The organism is Pseudomonas abietaniphila (assembly GCF_039697315.1).
In the GTDB taxonomy this organism is placed as follows: domain Bacteria; phylum Pseudomonadota; class Gammaproteobacteria; order Pseudomonadales; family Pseudomonadaceae; genus Aquipseudomonas; species Aquipseudomonas abietaniphila_B.
Genome location: NZ_CP155619.1, coordinates 4156274 through 4170870 on the forward strand (window position 1 = coordinate 4156274; position 14597 = coordinate 4170870).

The window sequence follows — 14597 nt, forward strand, 5'->3', positions numbered from 1 at the left end:
TGGGAGCGAATTCATTCGCGACAGATTCCTGGTGCTGAAGGTGTATTGCCTGTGCCGGCCAATCGCGAATGAATTCGCTCCCACAGGGATCAGGTGTCTGGACGTGACTCGGTCACTCACGTCGCGCAGAACGAGTTCCCCAACTTCACACGCCCAAAACTGGCGCCTTCATCGAGCGGGGTGATGGCGGCCAGTTGATCCATTCGCACATCCTCGATCCCATCGGCGAATTGCAGGAATTCTTCTTTGCTCGGCGCGGTGCGGGTGGTGAGGGGTTTGCCTTCGAAGGTCTGGCCGTCGACCAGCTCCACCTTCAATCGATAGCCGTGCATGCAGGCGATCTCCAGATAGTCGTAGAGATCGCAATTGAGCGGTTGATAATGGTCCATTTCAGACTCCTGGGCGAGGTGAAGCGACGGTTAGGGTCGCTTCACGATAGCCGCTCAGGCTTCTTTGCGCACCGGCTCCTGCTGAGTGACCGCATGGTCCAGGCCCATGAACTTGCGCACGCGCTCGCCACACTGGTCAGCGAGAATGGTCTGCGGCGAGGCATCCACCTGCACCACACCGTTTTCCATGAAGATCACCCGGTCAGAAATCGACAACGCGAAGTCCATTTCGTGAGTGACGATCAGCATGGTCATGCCTTCTTTGGCCAGATCGCCGATCACCTTGAGCACGTCACCGACCAGTTCCGGGTCCAGCGCCGAGGTCGGTTCGTCGAACAGCATGATCTGCGGGTCCATCGCCAACGCCCGGGCGATGGCCACGCGCTGTTGCTGGCCACCGGACAGTTGGTGCGGGTATTTATGCGCGTGGGCCAGCAAGCCGACCTTGTCGAGCAAGGCATAGGCGCGCTGTTCGCTGATGGCCTTGTCGCGCCCGTGGTAGCGAGGTGCGAGGGTCACGTTGTCGAGAATGGTGCGATGGGGGAACAGGTTGAAGTTCTGGAACACCATGCCGATGCGCTGCACGCCCCGACGAATCTGCGGCGCATTCGGGCTGTCGCCCGCGTGGATAAAGCCTTCGCCGAACAGAATGATCTCGCCCTTGTCGATGCTTTCCAGGCTGTTCACGGTGCGGATCAGCGAGGTCTTCCCCGAGCCGGACGGACCGATGATGGAAATCACCTGACCCACGTTGACGTCCAGATTGATGCCCTTGAGCACTTCATGCTGGCCGTAGCTTTTGTGAATGTTGAGCAGTTGCAGGGCGGGTGCCGAGCCGGGGCCTGACTCGGCACGTTGAGCGGTCGAGGGCTGCGCCACGAGCGTGGAGCGCAAGCGGGTCAGTGCGCCGTCATCCAGGGTTTGCGGCTTGCGGTTGTTGAGTTCCAAGTGCTGTTCGAGCCAGTGAAACAGCCAGCCGAACACGGTGACGATCATCACGTAGTACACGGCCACTGCAGACAGCGTTTCCATGACCAGAAAGTTTTGCGCGTACAGGCGCTGGCCGACCGTGAGCAGTTCGGTCAGCGAGATCACCGACACCAGCGAGGTGAGTTTGACGACGGTGATGTATTCGTTGATCAGGGTCGGGAGCGAGATGCGAAACGCCTGAGGAATCACGATCAGACGCTGCATGCCAATCAGCCCGATACCCAGCGCCCGGCCCGCTTCCTTCTGCCCTTTGGCGACCGAAATCAGACCGCCACGGTGGATCTCGGCCATGTAGGCCGCTTCGGTGACGACCAGCGCCAGCAGGCCGGAGTAGAAGGGGTTGGACAGCACGTCACGGGTGACCGGAAACATCTGCGGCAGGTTGTAGGTGAAGACCACCAGCACCAGCAGCGGGACGCTTCGGAAGAACCAGATATAAATCGACGCAGGCACGCTGATCCAGCGCGCGGTCGAAAGCTTGGCCGAGGCCAGCAGGAAGCCCAGCAACATGCCGATGAACCAGCCCAGCGCACTGAGCTCAATCACGGTGATGCACGATTCCCAGAAGTCCGAGACCGAAAACAGAGAAAAAAAGTAGGACCATTCGAATTGCATACACATACCTCAGCGGGGCGAAACCCTGCGGCAAACCTCTATCAGCGCGGTCCCCTGTAGGAGCGTGGCTTGTCCCGCGATCGGCGACACAGTCGTCGTAAATCCGGTGAACGCGGTGTGTCAGCCATGCGGCGCTGGCTGATCTTACGACTGCTTCGCAGCCGATCGCGGGACAAGCCACGCTCCTACAGGAATGGGCGTCGAGTCAGAGCGCCCATCATTCATGCAATCAGTTACTCGGCTCTTCCAGGTTGTACTTCTTCAGCAACGCTGCGTACTCGCCGGATTTCTTGGTTTCGTCGAAGGCCTTGAGCAGCGCCTGATACAGCTCGTCGTTACCCTTCTTCACGTAGATGCCCAAGGTCTGCTGGTAGATCGAGTGCTCGGTACTCACCACCACGCGGCCTTTGGTGCGCTCGGCGATCATGCCCGCAGCGCCGTCGATTTCCACTTGTGCCTGAACGTTGCCGGACAGCAGCGCCTGGGTCACTTCAGGGGCCGACGGGAATTCGCTGACCGAGATCGCGCCCTTGTTGTTCGGCACGCAGTACTCGGTGGACAGCTTGTTGAACTGGGCGACCCAGGTAGTGCCTTTTTCCAGGCCGACTTTCAGGCCGCAGAGGTCTTCCGGCACCTTGGGTTTGATCGTGCTGTCCTTCAGGACCATGATCGCCGCGCCCGTCTTGGCATAGGCGATGGTCTGGGCCTGGGTCTGACGCTCAGGGGTGATGTACATGCCCGAGATGATCGCGTCGTAGTGACCGGCGTTCAGGCTCAGGATCAGGCTGGAAAACTTGGTGTCGACGAACTCGGCCTTCAGGTCCATGTGCTTGGCCAGCAGGCGCGACAGATCCGGGTCGGAACCGACGACGTTTTTCTTCTCGTCATAGGATTCGAACGGTGGATAGGTGATTTCCATGCCGACCTTGAACTGGCCGGGCGTGACGGTGGCGGCGGCGTGGGCAAAGGTGGTGCCGAGTACGGCGGCGGCAAGAACGGTCAAGCGGACAGCAGTGTTCAAAGTGTTGCGCATCGTCGGTGACTCCACGTCAGGAAGGTAAGGCACGGTGTGGTTGAATAGCTTCTTGAGCATCAGGACGGGTCCTGTGCCTGGTTCTTCAAGTGGCCGAAGCTCGATGGCTTGCGCGCCTTTTCGTACAGCTTGAGCTCGCCGCTCTCGACCTTGCGCCGCAGGTACTGATACGTCTGCAAGGCCTGGCCGAACATGTGTTCGCCGATGGTGATCGCTTCGTATTCCTTGCTGCCATTGTCAAACTGCGGAAGCGGCTTGATCTGAGTGTGGAAGTCGCAGGCGAAGAACAGGGGGAATGAGTAACGCTCTTCGCTGACGGTGCGCACACGGTGAGCCGTAGCAACGAACGTACCAGCGGTCATGACCTCCAGCATGTCGCCGATGTTCACCACGAATGCGCCTTCAACCGGCGGTGCATCGATCCATTGGCCCAGATCGTTCATCACCTCAAGGCCGGGTTTGTCGGCCAGCAGCATGGTGAAGCACTCGTAATCGGTGTGTGCACCAATACCGGGCGCGTCCTGGGCGGCGCCATCGAAGGGGTAGTGGATCAGGCGCAGCTTGGACGGCGGGCGAGTGACCATTGCCTCGAAGTAACCCTCTTCCAGGCCCAAGGCCAGTGCGAAACCGTCGAACAGGCGACGACCCAGCGCAAATACTGCGGCGTAATAGGCTTCCACCGCCGGACGAAAGCCGGGCAGGTCGGGCCATTCGTTGGCGCCGATCAACGGGGTTTTGGCGATCACCAGCGGGTCTTCATCCCCCACTTCGAAGCCGATGTCGAAGGCTTCCTTGTGATCCGGCTTGCCCTTGGCGTAGACCTCTTCGCCCTCGGGCACGAAGCCTTTGTGGCTGCGCGAGGTGCCGATGTAGTGCTGCATCTTGTAGTCGAGGGACTGCGCAAACAGGTCCTTGGCGGCCTGGCGCAGCCCGTCGATCAGCGATTGCTCGATGCCATGGTTTTTGACGTACAGAAAACCCACTTCACGCGCGGCTTTGCCCAGCTCGTCGGCCACGGCCTGACGGTGGGCGATGTCGGTGCTGAACAGGCCGGCGATGTCGACCACCGGAATGCTGTTGAAGTTGGCGACTTTCGGTGCCGCCGCTTGAGACTGATCGGGCATGGCGAGACGCTCCTTATCGGCTTGTTGTATGGGTGAAGCGCTGAAAATGTTCACGTTCGGTCTTGCCCATCCACACGTTCAGCGACCACAGATCGGCCACGGGCACGTTGGTGAAGGGGAGGTGATGCAGATAGCCGTCGGCGCCGAATTCCGGGGTCAGGGTGGTGACCTGGTAACCGCGTGCCTGCTGCGATTGCCAGATGGCTTCCCAGTGCTGCTGATGGAAGGCCAGCTCCCTGGCGCGTTCGGGCCCGGCGGGGTGCGGGACTTGCGGGCCCTGGTCATAACCGACACGGGCCTGAATGTGGTGAACGCGCTCGACGAACGCACTGAGGTCGTCTTCGGGGTCATTGAGCAAGCGCTCGCAGGTGACGATCCAGTGGCTGATGTCGCTGGTGAAACGCAGGTCCGGCAACTGACGAATGAGCTCCAGCGTGACCCACGGGTTGAACAGCGAACGGGCGCGGTGGGTTTCGAAGGTCACCGTTTGCCCGTGCTTGCGCGCCAGCTCCAGCGCCTGGCCGAAAAAATCGACCTGTTGCGGCAATAACCAGCGGTCATTGCCGGCCAGCACGTTGACGAAACGCGGGTTCAGTTCGGTGGACCAGGCGAGTTTCTTTTCCAGATCGGTGAGGTGCTCGGCGGTGGTTGCCGATTGTTCGGGCAGGACGTCGTAGGCGGTGAATACTGTGGCGATGTAAGGCAGGTGGTTGGCCCGCAGGAAGGCGCCGAACTCGGCGCGCTCGACGGGCGTCAGCGGCAAACGCGCTTCCATGCCGTCGAACCCGGCTTCCAGCAGCTCATCCAGTGCCTGAGCCTTGCTGGCGGTATAGCCCCACATCGTGCGGAAGATTTCCAGTTTCATCGAGCGTCCTCAAAGATTGCGTCTTGCGGCTGACACATGACATAGCTTCGCCACGGCGCGAGCCGAAACGGGTTACAGCGGCAGTCACATCAGAAAAAGGCAATCTTCGGGCCGGGTCTCTACTGGACGGGCTCCTTTATTGAGGCCGATCTTAGGTTCGCCCGATGAACGGAAAGAATAGGAAACCTCAAATGCATAGTTCAGAGATTTCTAAACTATGGTGGCGAGGTGCTGGCTAGACGCAGATGCGAGGGTTTGCCCTGCCATTGTGGGAGTGAGCTTGCTCACGAATGCTGCATCTCAATCACTAAAGTTGATGCGGATGTACGGGACTCTTCGTGAGCAAGCTCACTCCCACAGGGGATTTGGGCAGTAACTACGAATGTTCTTCAATCCACAAAGCTCATCACCTTGCTTTCACCCAACAAAAACGCCTGATTGGCCTCCGTCGTTTCGCGGATGTAATCCCACAACAGGGTAATACGCTTGAGCTTTCTCAGGTCTTCGCGGCAGTACATCCAGAACTGGCGCGTGATATTCACCTCGCTCTCCAGTACCGGCAGCAGCCGTGAATCCTGAGCGGCGAGGAAGCAGGGCAGGATGGCCAGCGCGCGGCCTTGCAGGGCGGCGACGTACTGGGCGATGACGCTGGTGCTGCGCAAGGTCGCGTGCGCGCCGGGGAGCAGGTTGCTCAGGTACAGCAGCTCCGAGCTGAACGCCAGGTCGTCGACGTAGCTGATGAAGGGATGATCGACCAGATCGTCGACGTGTGTGATCGGCGCATGCTTGTCCAGGTATTCCTGCGTCGCGTACAGCCGCAGGTTGTAGTCGCACAGTTTGCAGCACACGTACGGGCCATGTTCCGGCCGCTCCAGGGCGATGACGATGTCGGCTTCGCGCTTGGACAGGCTGATGAAGTGCGGCAGTGGCAGGATGTCCACCGAGATGGCCGGGTAGGTGTCGGTGAAATGGCTCAGTTGCGGGGTGATGAAGAAGCTGCCGAACCCTTCGGTGCAGCCCATTCGCACGTGGCCGGACAACGCGACGCCAGAGCCGGACACCTGCTCGCAAGCGATGTGTAATGTGCTTTCGATGGACTCGGCCGAACCCAACAGGCGTTGACCTTCGGCGGTCAGCACAAAGCCGTTGTTGCGCGACTTTTCAAACAGCAGCGTGCCGAGGGAAGCCTCCAGCGAGCTGATCCGCCGGGACACGGTGGTGTAATCCACCGCCAGCCGCTTGGCCGCCAGACTGGCCTTTCGGGTCCGGGCTACTTCGAGAAAAAACTTCAGGTCATCCCAGTTCAAAGCGCTCAGGGATGTGATGTTTTTTTGCATGTTGAACCTGCTTTTATGTGCGTTCTTATTAGAAGTTTGCACATCTATACTCCGAAGCAAGGCGCAATCCAACGTGTCGTACTGCAAGAATTTCGAGCGTGATGGATAACCATTGGGAGCCGGCTTGCTGGCGAATGCGGTGGCTCCGTCAACATCGATGTATCTGACATGACGCTTTCGCCAGCAAGCCGGCTCCCACCGGGATCGTGAACACATTCAAGAGAGGCTAACGCGATTTAGAACCACCCCACATCGCATAACACCCTGCACAACAATAAATAAGCGGAGGAGTTTATGAAGAACGCTATAACGGCGCACGCCGGTGCACTCGACGCCAGCGCTGCCAGGAACGCCAAGTCCTACCGGCTTGCCGGTGCGGCGAGCATGGCGGGCACGACCATCGAGTGGTACGACTTTTTTCTCTACGGCACAGCTGCCGCACTGATCTTCAACAAAATCTTCTTTCCCGCGCTGGACCCGATCATCGGTGTGCTGGCGGCGTTCGCTACTTATGCCGTGGGGTTTCTCGGGCGGCCATTGGGCGGAATCGTGTTCGGGCACTTCGGCGACAAGATCGGTCGCAAATCCATGCTGTTGTTCACCCTCATGCTGATGGGGATTCCGACCATCATCATCGGCCTGATTCCCACGTATCAGCAGATCGGCTACTGGGCAGCGGTGATTCTGGTGGCGATGCGTTTTCTTCAGGGCATGGCCGTCGGCGGCGAATGGGGCGGGGCGGTGTTGATGGCGGTGGAGCATGCGCCCGAAGGCAAGAAGGGCTTCTACGGCAGCCTGCCGCAAACCGGTGTGGGCGCGGGCCTGGTCCTAGCGTCGCTGGCGATGGCCATGGTCGCCAAGCTGCCGGAAGAGGACATGCTCAGCTGGGGCTGGCGCATTCCGTTTCTGGCCAGCGTCGTGCTGCTCGGCGTGGGTTGGCTGATTCGCCTGAAAATCCCGGAGTCACCTGATTTCGAGAAGCTGAAGAAGGACAACATCGCGGTCAAGGTGCCGCTGTTCAAAGTCTTCCGCGATCATCCCAGAGAAACCCTGACGATCATCGGCGCCCGCACGGCCGAGAACGCCTGGTTCTACATGTCGGTGACGTTCGCCCTGGCCTATGCCGCCAACCAGTTGCAAATCCCGCGCGCCGATGTGCTGGGGGCGATTACGGCGGGCGCTGCGCTGTCGCTGGTGACCATGCCGCTGTGCGGGCACATCTCTGACCGGGTCGGCCAGAAGCGCCTGTATTTCATGGGCCTGTTGCTGCTGTGCGCGTTCGTTTATCCCTTCTTCGCCATGCTCGGCACCCGCGACCCGGTCCTGGTCTGGTGGGCGATGGTGCTCGCGGTGGGCGTGGTCTTCCCGATTCTGTATGCGCCCGAATCGCTGCTGTTCGCTCGGCAATTCCCCGCGGAAATCCGCTACAGCGGTATCTCGGTGTCGGTGCAACTGGCGGGTGTGCTGGGCGGTGGCTTCGCGCCGATGATCGCCACGCAACTGCTGGCCATGGGCGGCGGCAATCCGCATTACGTGATCGCTTACCTGATCGGCATGGCGCTGATTGCATTGGTCTGCACGGCGCTGATGAAGCGAGACCCGGCGAGACACCACGCGGGCTGAACATTGAATCCCCGGCGCTCGCTCGCAGCCGCGCCGCTTCGAATGGAGAATATCGAAATGAACGTCTCACTGAACAAAAACAACACCACAGTGGCCCACGTCAAACTGCTGATCGATGGCGAGTGGGTCGACTCGCAGACCCGCGAATGGCTGGACGTGGTCAACCCCGCGACTCAGGAAGTGCTGGCAAAGGTCCCGTTCGCCACTACCGCCGAAGTCGACGCCGCCGTTGCCGCCGCTCAAAAGGCGTTCAAGACCTGGCGCGACACCCCGATTGGCGCGCGCATGCGCATCATGCTCAAGCTGCAGGCGTTGATTCGTGAGCACTCCAAACGCATTGCCGTGGTGCTCAGTGCCGAGCAGGGCAAGACCCTTGCCGATGCGGAAGGCGATATCTTCCGAGGTCTGGAAGTGGTCGAGCACGCGTGCTCCATCGGCACGCTGCAAATGGGGGAGTTCGCCGAGAACGTGGCGGGCGGTGTCGACACCTACACCCTGCGTCAGCCCATCGGCGTCTGCGCGGGCATCACGCCGTTCAACTTCCCGGCGATGATTCCGCTGTGGATGTTTCCGATGGCCATCGCCTGCGGCAACACCTTTGTGCTCAAACCCTCCGAACAGGACCCGATGTCGACGATGCTGCTGGTGGAACTGGCCGTCGAGGCGGGCGTGCCCGCCGGTGTGCTGAATGTGGTACACGGCGGCAAGGACGTGGTCGACGCCATCTGCACCCACAAGGACATCAAGGCGGTGTCCTTCGTCGGTTCCACCGCAGTGGGAACCCATGTCTATGACCTGGCCGGCAAGCATGGCAAACGCGTGCAATCGATGATGGGCGCCAAGAACCACGCGGTAGTCCTGCCCGATGCCAATCGCGAGCAGACATTGAATGCCTTGGTCGGCGCCGGTTTTGGCGCGGCCGGTCAGCGCTGCATGGCGACCTCGGTCGTCGTGATGGTCGGTGCATCGAAGCAGTGGATTCCCGACTTGAAGGCGTTGGCGCAGAAGCTCACGGTCAACGCAGGCAATGAGCCTGGCACCGATGTCGGGCCGGTCATTTCCAGGCGCGCCAAACAGCGAATTCTCGACCTGATCGAAAGCGGCGTGAAAGAGGGCGCAACGCTTGAACTGGATGGGCGCGGAATCAAGGTGGCGGGTTATGAAGAGGGCAACTTCGTCGGCCCGACCCTGTTTACCGGCGTCACGCCCCAGATGCAGATCTACACTCAGGAAATCTTTGGGCCGGTGCTGGTGGTGCTGGAGGTGGACACGCTGGATCAGGCGATCGAACTGGTCAACGCCAACCCGTTCGGTAATGGCGTGGGGTTGTTTACCCAGAGCGGGGCCGCGGCGCGCAAATTCCAGAACGAAATCGACATCGGTCAGGTGGGCATCAACATCCCGATTCCTGTGCCGGTTCCGTTTTTCAGCTTCACCGGTTCGCGCGGCTCCAAGCTCGGCGACCTGGGGCCGTACGGCAAACAGGTGGTGCAGTTCTACACTCAGACCAAGACGGTCACCAGCCGCTGGTTCGATGACGACAGCGTGAATGATGGGGTGAACACGACGATCAATTTGCGCTGATGAGACTTCGCCGGCGTGCAATTCCTGTAGGAGCGCGCTTGCCCGCGAATGGATATGACAGGCGATAGAGATGCAGCGGGTCTGGATACCTCATCGCGGACAAGGTGGACCGTCACCCCGGTCTCTCCTACAAGGCATCGCTTGTTTTCAGGGCCCCGTGGTTTGAATCTGAAAAAGGAATAACACCATGAAAATCGCATTCATCGGCCTGGGCAATATGGGCGCGCCCATGGCGCGGAATCTGATCCGGGCCGGTCATCAGTTGCATCTGTTCGACCTCAACACCCAAGTGCTCGCCGAGCTGGCTGAGCTCGGCAGCCGGATCAGCGAATCGCCCAAACACGCCGCCGAAGGCGCGGAACTGGTGATCACCATGTTGCCTGCCGCCGCCCACGTGCGTGCGGTTTACCTGAATGACGACGGCGTGCTGGCCGGGATTGCACCCGGTGTTCCAGCGGTAGATTGCAGCACCATCGACCCGCAAACCATTCGTGACGTGGCGGCAGCGGCGGCTAAAAAAGGTGTGGTGGTTGGCGACGCGCCGGTGTCTGGCGGAACGGGTGGCGCGCAGGCCGGGACGCTGACGTTCATGGTCGGCGCGAGCCTTGAGCATTTCACGGTGCTCAGGCCGATCCTCGCCCAGATGGGCCGCAACATCGTCCATTGCGGTGATGTCGGCACGGGACAGATCGCCAAGATCTGCAACAACATGCTGCTCGGCATCTCGATGATCGGTGTCGCCGAGGCCATGGCACTGGGTGACCGCCTGGGAATCGACACGGCGATTCTGGCCAACATCATCAACAGCTCGACCGGGCGTTGCTGGAGTTCGGAAATGTACAACCCGTGGCCGGGCATCGTCGAAACCGCACCCGCGTCGCGCGGTTACACCGGAGGGTTCGGCGCCGAGTTGATGCTCAAGGATCTGGGGCTGGCGACCGAAGCCGCACGGGTGGCGCATCAGCCGGTAGTCATGGGCGCCGTGGCGCAACAGCTGTATCAGGCGATGAGTTTGCGCGGCGACGGCGGCAAGGATTTCTCGGCAGTGGTTGAGGGGTATCGGAAGAAGGAATGAGGGGCATTGCGGGCCGGGTTGGGCATCTTCTTACCCGTTAAACACAACACCTGTGGGAGTGAGCTTGCTCGCGAAGACTGATGTCCAGCCGCTGGAGATGTAGCGGATGTTCAGGCCCTTTCGTGAGCAAGCTCACTCCCACAGGGTGCAGTGCCGACAGACAGGTCCGGGTTGAACCTCAGCCCCGAGGGCCGTTGTAGTCATTGGCCCACTGTTCTTGCGCCGCCATCTGCTGCTTGAACCTCGCGATCTGCTCGACCACGCGAGCAGGCGAGGTCCCACCCCAACCGCTTCGGGCGGCCAGTGCGGCGTCCAGTGTCAGGCTTTCCAATACCTCAGGCGTCAAGCGCGTGTCCGTCTGCGCGAGCATGGCCGGTGTCAGTTCTTCCAGCCCGATGTCCTGCGCTTCGCAGAGTTGCACCAATTGCCCGGTGATCTCATGGGCTTCCTTGAACGGCACGCCACGCACAGCCAGCCAGTCGGCGACTTCGGTGGCGAGGGTGAAACCCAACGGCGCCTGACGCAGCAGTTCTTCGGTGCGCACCGTCATGGTCCGGACCATGCCGGCAAAGGCGGGCAGCACCAGATTGAGCGTGTCCATCGCATCGAAAATGGCGTGTTTGTCTTCGCTCAGGTCGCGGTTATAGGACAGCGGTTGCGCCTTGAGCACCGACAGGATCGCCGTCAACGAACCGATCAAACGACCGGACTTGCCCCGTGCCAGCTCGGCGATGTCCGGGTTTTTCTTTTGCGGCATGATCGAGCTGCCAGTGGCGTAGGCGTCGTCGAGTTCGACCCAGCGGAACTGGCGTGAGGTCCACAGGCAGAACTCTTCGGCCATGCGCGAAATGTTGATGCCCAACATGCTCGCGCAGAACAGGAATTCGGCCACGTGATCGCGGCTGGCCACGGCGTCGATGGAGTTTTCGCACGGACCGGCGTAACCCAGTTCTGCGGCGGAGCTTTGCAGGTCGCGCGCGATGGCCGAGCCAGCCATGGCCGCCGCGCCCAAGGGCGACAGGTTGAAGCGGTTGTCCCAGTCCTGCAGACGCTGAATGTCGCGATGGATCGCTTGTGCGTGCGCCATCAGATGATGGGCGAAGACGATCGGCTGCGCCTGTTGCAGGTGCGTGAAACCCGGCGCGACGGTGTTGATGTGCTGCTCGGCCTGACCCACCAGGGCCTCTTGCAGATCGAGAATCGACAGTGTAAGGACACGAATCTGATCGCGCAGAAACAGGCGCATGTCATTGGCGGTCTGATCGTTGCGCGAACGACCGGCGCGCAGCTTGCCGCCCAATGCGCCCAGGCGTTCGGTCAGCAGGCGCTCGATAAAGGTGTGAACGTCTTCGTCCGCCGGGATGGGCTGGACTTTGCCTGCGGCAAAATCTTCGTCGATCGATTGCAGCGCCGCGATGATGCGTTGGGTTTCGTCGGCATCCAGCAGGCCCGCCCGCTCGAGCTCATGGGCGTGTGCCTTGCAACCTGCGACGTCATAGGGCGTCATGCGGAAGTAGATCGCAGGCGAGCGTGACAGGTTAGCCATTGCTAGCGCTGGACCGGATTTGAAACGCGCCCCCCACAGACGCTCAGTTGCATCAGACATGTGCAGTTCCCTTCGTATACGTGGATTACTGGCGAACCAGGCGTCGACGACGTCGAGGGATCCTAGGAAAAACCGACTGCAGGGGAAATGTTTCAAATGGCAAGTGGACTTGGCAGAAATGGAAACCTGCGTGAAGTCGCGATGCTGTTGAACCTCTGTGGGAGCGAATTCATTCGCGAAAATGGTTCAGGCAACAAAGGAGCGTCAGATGTGCCATTGATCGCGAATGAATTCGCTCCCACAGGGTGTTGAGGCGTCTGAAGCGACGATATTCAACCCGCCAGCAGCGCGTCCAGCTCGCCTCGTTGTTGCAGCAGGGCCATGTCGTCGAAACCGCCGATGTGGCGCTCTCCGATGAAGATCTGCGGCACGGTACGGCGACCGCTGCGTTCCATCATGATGGTGCGCTGTTCCACCGAGGTCTGGACGCTGATCTCGTTGTAGCTCACGCCCTTGGCCTTTAGCAGGCTCTTGGCGGCAGCGCAGTACGGGCAGGTGTTGGTGGTGTAAAGAGTGACGTTAGACATGATCAGTAAGCTCCGGGGCGGCTGGTAGACGACAGCCTTGGGCGATAGGGACAAGGGCCCGTCAATCGGTTGGGCCCTCGCGATGGTTCCCATGTTATGCCCGCAAGCCTGCTTTTCGGCGTCTGAAAGTCGCCTTTATGCAACAGATCGTCTAAATCAGCCGCACGTTGCGGGATCAGAACAGGCTCTGTCTCATCAACGGTTCGCTGTGTTGCCTGTTCAATACCAGCTGATCGCAACTGGCGTTGATGCACGCTTTGATCTTCGCGGACACCTGAGACAGGGTGTGTTTCGGGATGCGCTCGTAGTTCGCCACAGTGCTCATTTCAATGCGCGGCAGTTCAGGCAACAGCGAGCTGTCGATCACGGGCGTTTTTTTGGGAATCAACGAGCGTTCGCTGACGCCGATGCCCGCGCCGGCATTGATCGCATTGAACACTGAAAAGTTGGAGTCCGAGGTAAAGCTCACGCGCGCCTCGATGCCCGCCATCCTCAGCGCATTGACCGAAATCTCGCGACAGATGCAGCCTTCCGGGAAGTGCACCAGGGGCAAGGGCTGGCCCGGTTGCATCAGCTCTTCCTCGCCGATCCAGCTCAATGCTTCGTAGCGAATGTGTTCCGAGTTGGCCACGAGCTGGCCCTCCGGCGTGGCAATGATTGCCATGTCGAGATTGCCGTGCTCGATGTCGGTCATCAGCAGCAGCGAGGTCTTGCAGGTCACATTGAGGTGAATGGTCGGCTCCATCGAGTTCAGTGAACGAATGATGTCGTGCAGAAAGAACAGCGAGTAGTCGTCGGGCAGGCCCAGACGCAGTTCGTAGGCGTTGACCTTGTCCTTGAGCCTGAACAGGTTGTCGTTCATGGTCAGGATCTTTTCGGCGGTCATCAGCACTTCTTCGCCGATCGGCGTCAGCCTGAAACCGTGATCGCCGCGCACGAAAAGCTGCAGATCGAGCAGCTCTTCCAGCTTTTTGATTTGCATGCTGATGGCCGGTGGCGTCTTGCAAAGGGCAGCGGATGACCGAGTGATGCTGCGGGTTTCGCTGACTGATTTGAAGGTGCGCCAGAGGTTGGTATCAACATCGAAAATTCGAGACATGCTGTTTTTCCTGGAATGGCTGATCCCGGGCGGTTGAAATCAGTCCATTACCCGCGTTTTCTTGTGGTGGCTTGAATGATCGCGTCGGTCTGCGCCGTGCGTTTGGCCGTGTCTGTAATCGCGCTCATGGTGAGCCGATTAGCCGGTGATGTGCAAGTGCTAGCAAGGTTGGAAAACATGACATTCGTCGCGTAAATACCTTTTAAGAACAATGCTCGGGTGTGCCCGCACGGGCCGGATAAACCGGCCCGTTCGGTGCAAATGAGAAGCAACTGAAACAGGGTCAACCCTGCTCGCGCAACGCGATGCCCAGCGTCTGCAACAGCGGGGTGTTTTCGCACGCGACGTAGGTCGCTTCCACCGTTTCACTGGTGTTCACGTGTTTGTGCCATTGCCAGACCGGAATGTAGATCGCATCACCCGCCGTCCAGGCGACGTGAGTCTCGCCGATCAGCGAAAAACCCGATCCTGCAGTGATGTACATCAGCGTCTCGTAGTTGTGGCGCTGCAGGTCGGAACCCTGCAACGGGCGCAAGATGCCCACGCTCATGTTCATCGTCCTGGCCGGCAGACTGACGGGGTGCACCTCCGGTTTGCGCGAATTGATTCGGGAAGCGGACAGCTTGAGCCGTCCCGCTTCACGTACCGACTCGTGCAACAGGCGTTCATGCCGGTCCAGAGATTCGAGACTGGACGGGATGGGGCTCGAGAGAAATCTGTGTTGGGTCAT

General features: G+C 60.1%; 13 protein-coding genes. 3 read left to right on the forward strand and 10 right to left on the reverse strand.

The window, feature by feature from the left end:
- Nucleotides 1-116 precede the first annotated feature (116 nt).
- The 6 genes from ABDX87_RS18355 to ABDX87_RS18380 all read right to left on the reverse strand — a co-directional run bounded on the left by ABDX87_RS18355 (nucleotide 117) and on the right by ABDX87_RS18380 (nucleotide 6353).
- Nucleotides 117-389, reverse strand: coding sequence for a Rho-binding antiterminator (locus ABDX87_RS18355; protein WP_346829157.1), 273 nt, complete (start codon nucleotides 387-389; stop codon nucleotides 117-119).
- Between the two features lie 54 nt (nucleotides 390-443).
- Entirely contained in the window at nucleotides 444-1994 is a 1551-nt protein-coding gene (locus tag ABDX87_RS18360) for an amino acid ABC transporter permease/ATP-binding protein (RefSeq protein WP_346829158.1), read from the reverse strand.
- Between the two features lie 229 nt (nucleotides 1995-2223).
- Nucleotides 2224-3027: an ABC transporter substrate-binding protein gene (locus tag ABDX87_RS18365; protein WP_346833557.1), complete on the reverse strand. Its 804-nt coding sequence runs from the start codon at nucleotides 3025-3027 to the stop codon at nucleotides 2224-2226.
- A gap of 59 nt (nucleotides 3028-3086) precedes the next feature.
- Nucleotides 3087-4151 (reverse strand): isopenicillin N synthase family dioxygenase, encoded by a 1065-nt coding sequence (locus ABDX87_RS18370; protein ID WP_346829159.1) that lies wholly within the window; start codon nucleotides 4149-4151, stop codon nucleotides 3087-3089.
- Between the two features lie 13 nt (nucleotides 4152-4164).
- Entirely contained in the window at nucleotides 4165-5016 is an 852-nt protein-coding gene (locus tag ABDX87_RS18375; protein ID WP_346829160.1) for a sugar phosphate isomerase/epimerase family protein, read from the reverse strand.
- 389 nt (nucleotides 5017-5405) lie between these two features.
- Entirely contained in the window at nucleotides 5406-6353 is a 948-nt protein-coding gene (locus ABDX87_RS18380) for a LysR family transcriptional regulator (RefSeq protein ID WP_346829161.1), read from the reverse strand.
- Nucleotides 6354-6647: 294 nt separating this feature from the next.
- Between ABDX87_RS18380 and ABDX87_RS18385 the strand changes: the two genes are divergently transcribed.
- From ABDX87_RS18385 to mmsB, 3 genes are all read left to right on the forward strand, one after another.
- Complete coding sequence (locus tag ABDX87_RS18385; RefSeq protein WP_346829162.1) at nucleotides 6648-7976, forward strand: MFS transporter; 1329 nt, start codon at nucleotides 6648-6650, stop codon at nucleotides 7974-7976.
- Nucleotides 7977-8033: 57 nt separating this feature from the next.
- Nucleotides 8034-9560: a CoA-acylating methylmalonate-semialdehyde dehydrogenase gene (locus tag ABDX87_RS18390; protein WP_346829163.1), complete on the forward strand. Its 1527-nt coding sequence runs from the start codon at nucleotides 8034-8036 to the stop codon at nucleotides 9558-9560.
- Between the two features lie 187 nt (nucleotides 9561-9747).
- Nucleotides 9748-10635 carry a 3-hydroxyisobutyrate dehydrogenase gene (gene mmsB / locus ABDX87_RS18395; protein ID WP_346829164.1) on the forward strand — a complete coding sequence of 296 codons (888 nt, stop codon included), beginning with the start codon at nucleotides 9748-9750 and terminating at the stop codon, nucleotides 10633-10635.
- 178 nt (nucleotides 10636-10813) lie between these two features.
- Here mmsB and argH read toward each other — a convergent pair whose 3' ends face one another.
- The 4 genes from argH to ABDX87_RS18415 form a co-directional block, all read right to left on the reverse strand.
- Entirely contained in the window at nucleotides 10814-12241 is a 1428-nt protein-coding gene (gene argH / locus ABDX87_RS18400) for an argininosuccinate lyase (RefSeq protein WP_346829165.1), read from the reverse strand.
- 272 nt (nucleotides 12242-12513) lie between these two features.
- Complete coding sequence (grxC, locus tag ABDX87_RS18405; RefSeq protein ID WP_346829166.1) at nucleotides 12514-12768, reverse strand: glutaredoxin 3; 255 nt, start codon at nucleotides 12766-12768, stop codon at nucleotides 12514-12516.
- Between the two features lie 175 nt (nucleotides 12769-12943).
- Complete coding sequence (locus ABDX87_RS18410; protein ID WP_346829167.1) at nucleotides 12944-13867, reverse strand: LysR family transcriptional regulator; 924 nt, start codon at nucleotides 13865-13867, stop codon at nucleotides 12944-12946.
- Between the two features lie 283 nt (nucleotides 13868-14150).
- Nucleotides 14151-14597 (reverse strand): cupin domain-containing protein, encoded by a 447-nt coding sequence (locus tag ABDX87_RS18415; protein WP_346829168.1) that lies wholly within the window; start codon nucleotides 14595-14597, stop codon nucleotides 14151-14153.

What these genes read in the sequence shown, in the direction of transcription:
- ABDX87_RS18355 (WP_346829157.1), bottom strand. Translation starts at nt 389, where the DNA reads ATGGACCATTATCAACCGCTCAATTGCGATCTCTACGACTATCTGGAG.
- ABDX87_RS18360 (WP_346829158.1), bottom strand. Translation starts at nt 1,994, where the DNA reads ATGCAATTCGAATGGTCCTACTTTTTTTCTCTGTTTTCGGTCTCGGAC.
- ABDX87_RS18365 (WP_346833557.1), bottom strand. Translation starts at nt 3,027, where the DNA reads ATGCGCAACACTTTGAACACTGCTGTCCGCTTGACCGTTCTTGCCGCC.
- ABDX87_RS18370 (WP_346829159.1), bottom strand. Translation starts at nt 4,151, where the DNA reads ATGCCCGATCAGTCTCAAGCGGCGGCACCGAAAGTCGCCAACTTCAAC.
- ABDX87_RS18375 (WP_346829160.1), bottom strand. Translation starts at nt 5,016, where the DNA reads ATGAAACTGGAAATCTTCCGCACGATGTGGGGCTATACCGCCAGCAAG.
- ABDX87_RS18380 (WP_346829161.1), bottom strand. Translation starts at nt 6,353, where the DNA reads ATGCAAAAAAACATCACATCCCTGAGCGCTTTGAACTGGGATGACCTG.
- ABDX87_RS18385 (WP_346829162.1), top strand. Translation starts at nt 6,648, where the DNA reads ATGAAGAACGCTATAACGGCGCACGCCGGTGCACTCGACGCCAGCGCT.
- ABDX87_RS18390 (WP_346829163.1), top strand. Translation starts at nt 8,034, where the DNA reads ATGAACGTCTCACTGAACAAAAACAACACCACAGTGGCCCACGTCAAA.
- mmsB (WP_346829164.1), top strand. Translation starts at nt 9,748, where the DNA reads ATGAAAATCGCATTCATCGGCCTGGGCAATATGGGCGCGCCCATGGCG.
- argH (WP_346829165.1), bottom strand. Translation starts at nt 12,241, where the DNA reads ATGTCTGATGCAACTGAGCGTCTGTGGGGGGCGCGTTTCAAATCCGGT.
- grxC (WP_346829166.1), bottom strand. Translation starts at nt 12,768, where the DNA reads ATGTCTAACGTCACTCTTTACACCACCAACACCTGCCCGTACTGCGCT.
- ABDX87_RS18410 (WP_346829167.1), bottom strand. Translation starts at nt 13,867, where the DNA reads ATGTCTCGAATTTTCGATGTTGATACCAACCTCTGGCGCACCTTCAAA.
- ABDX87_RS18415 (WP_346829168.1), bottom strand. Translation starts at nt 14,597, where the DNA reads ATGACCCAACACAGATTTCTCTCGAGCCCCATCCCGTCCAGTCTCGAA.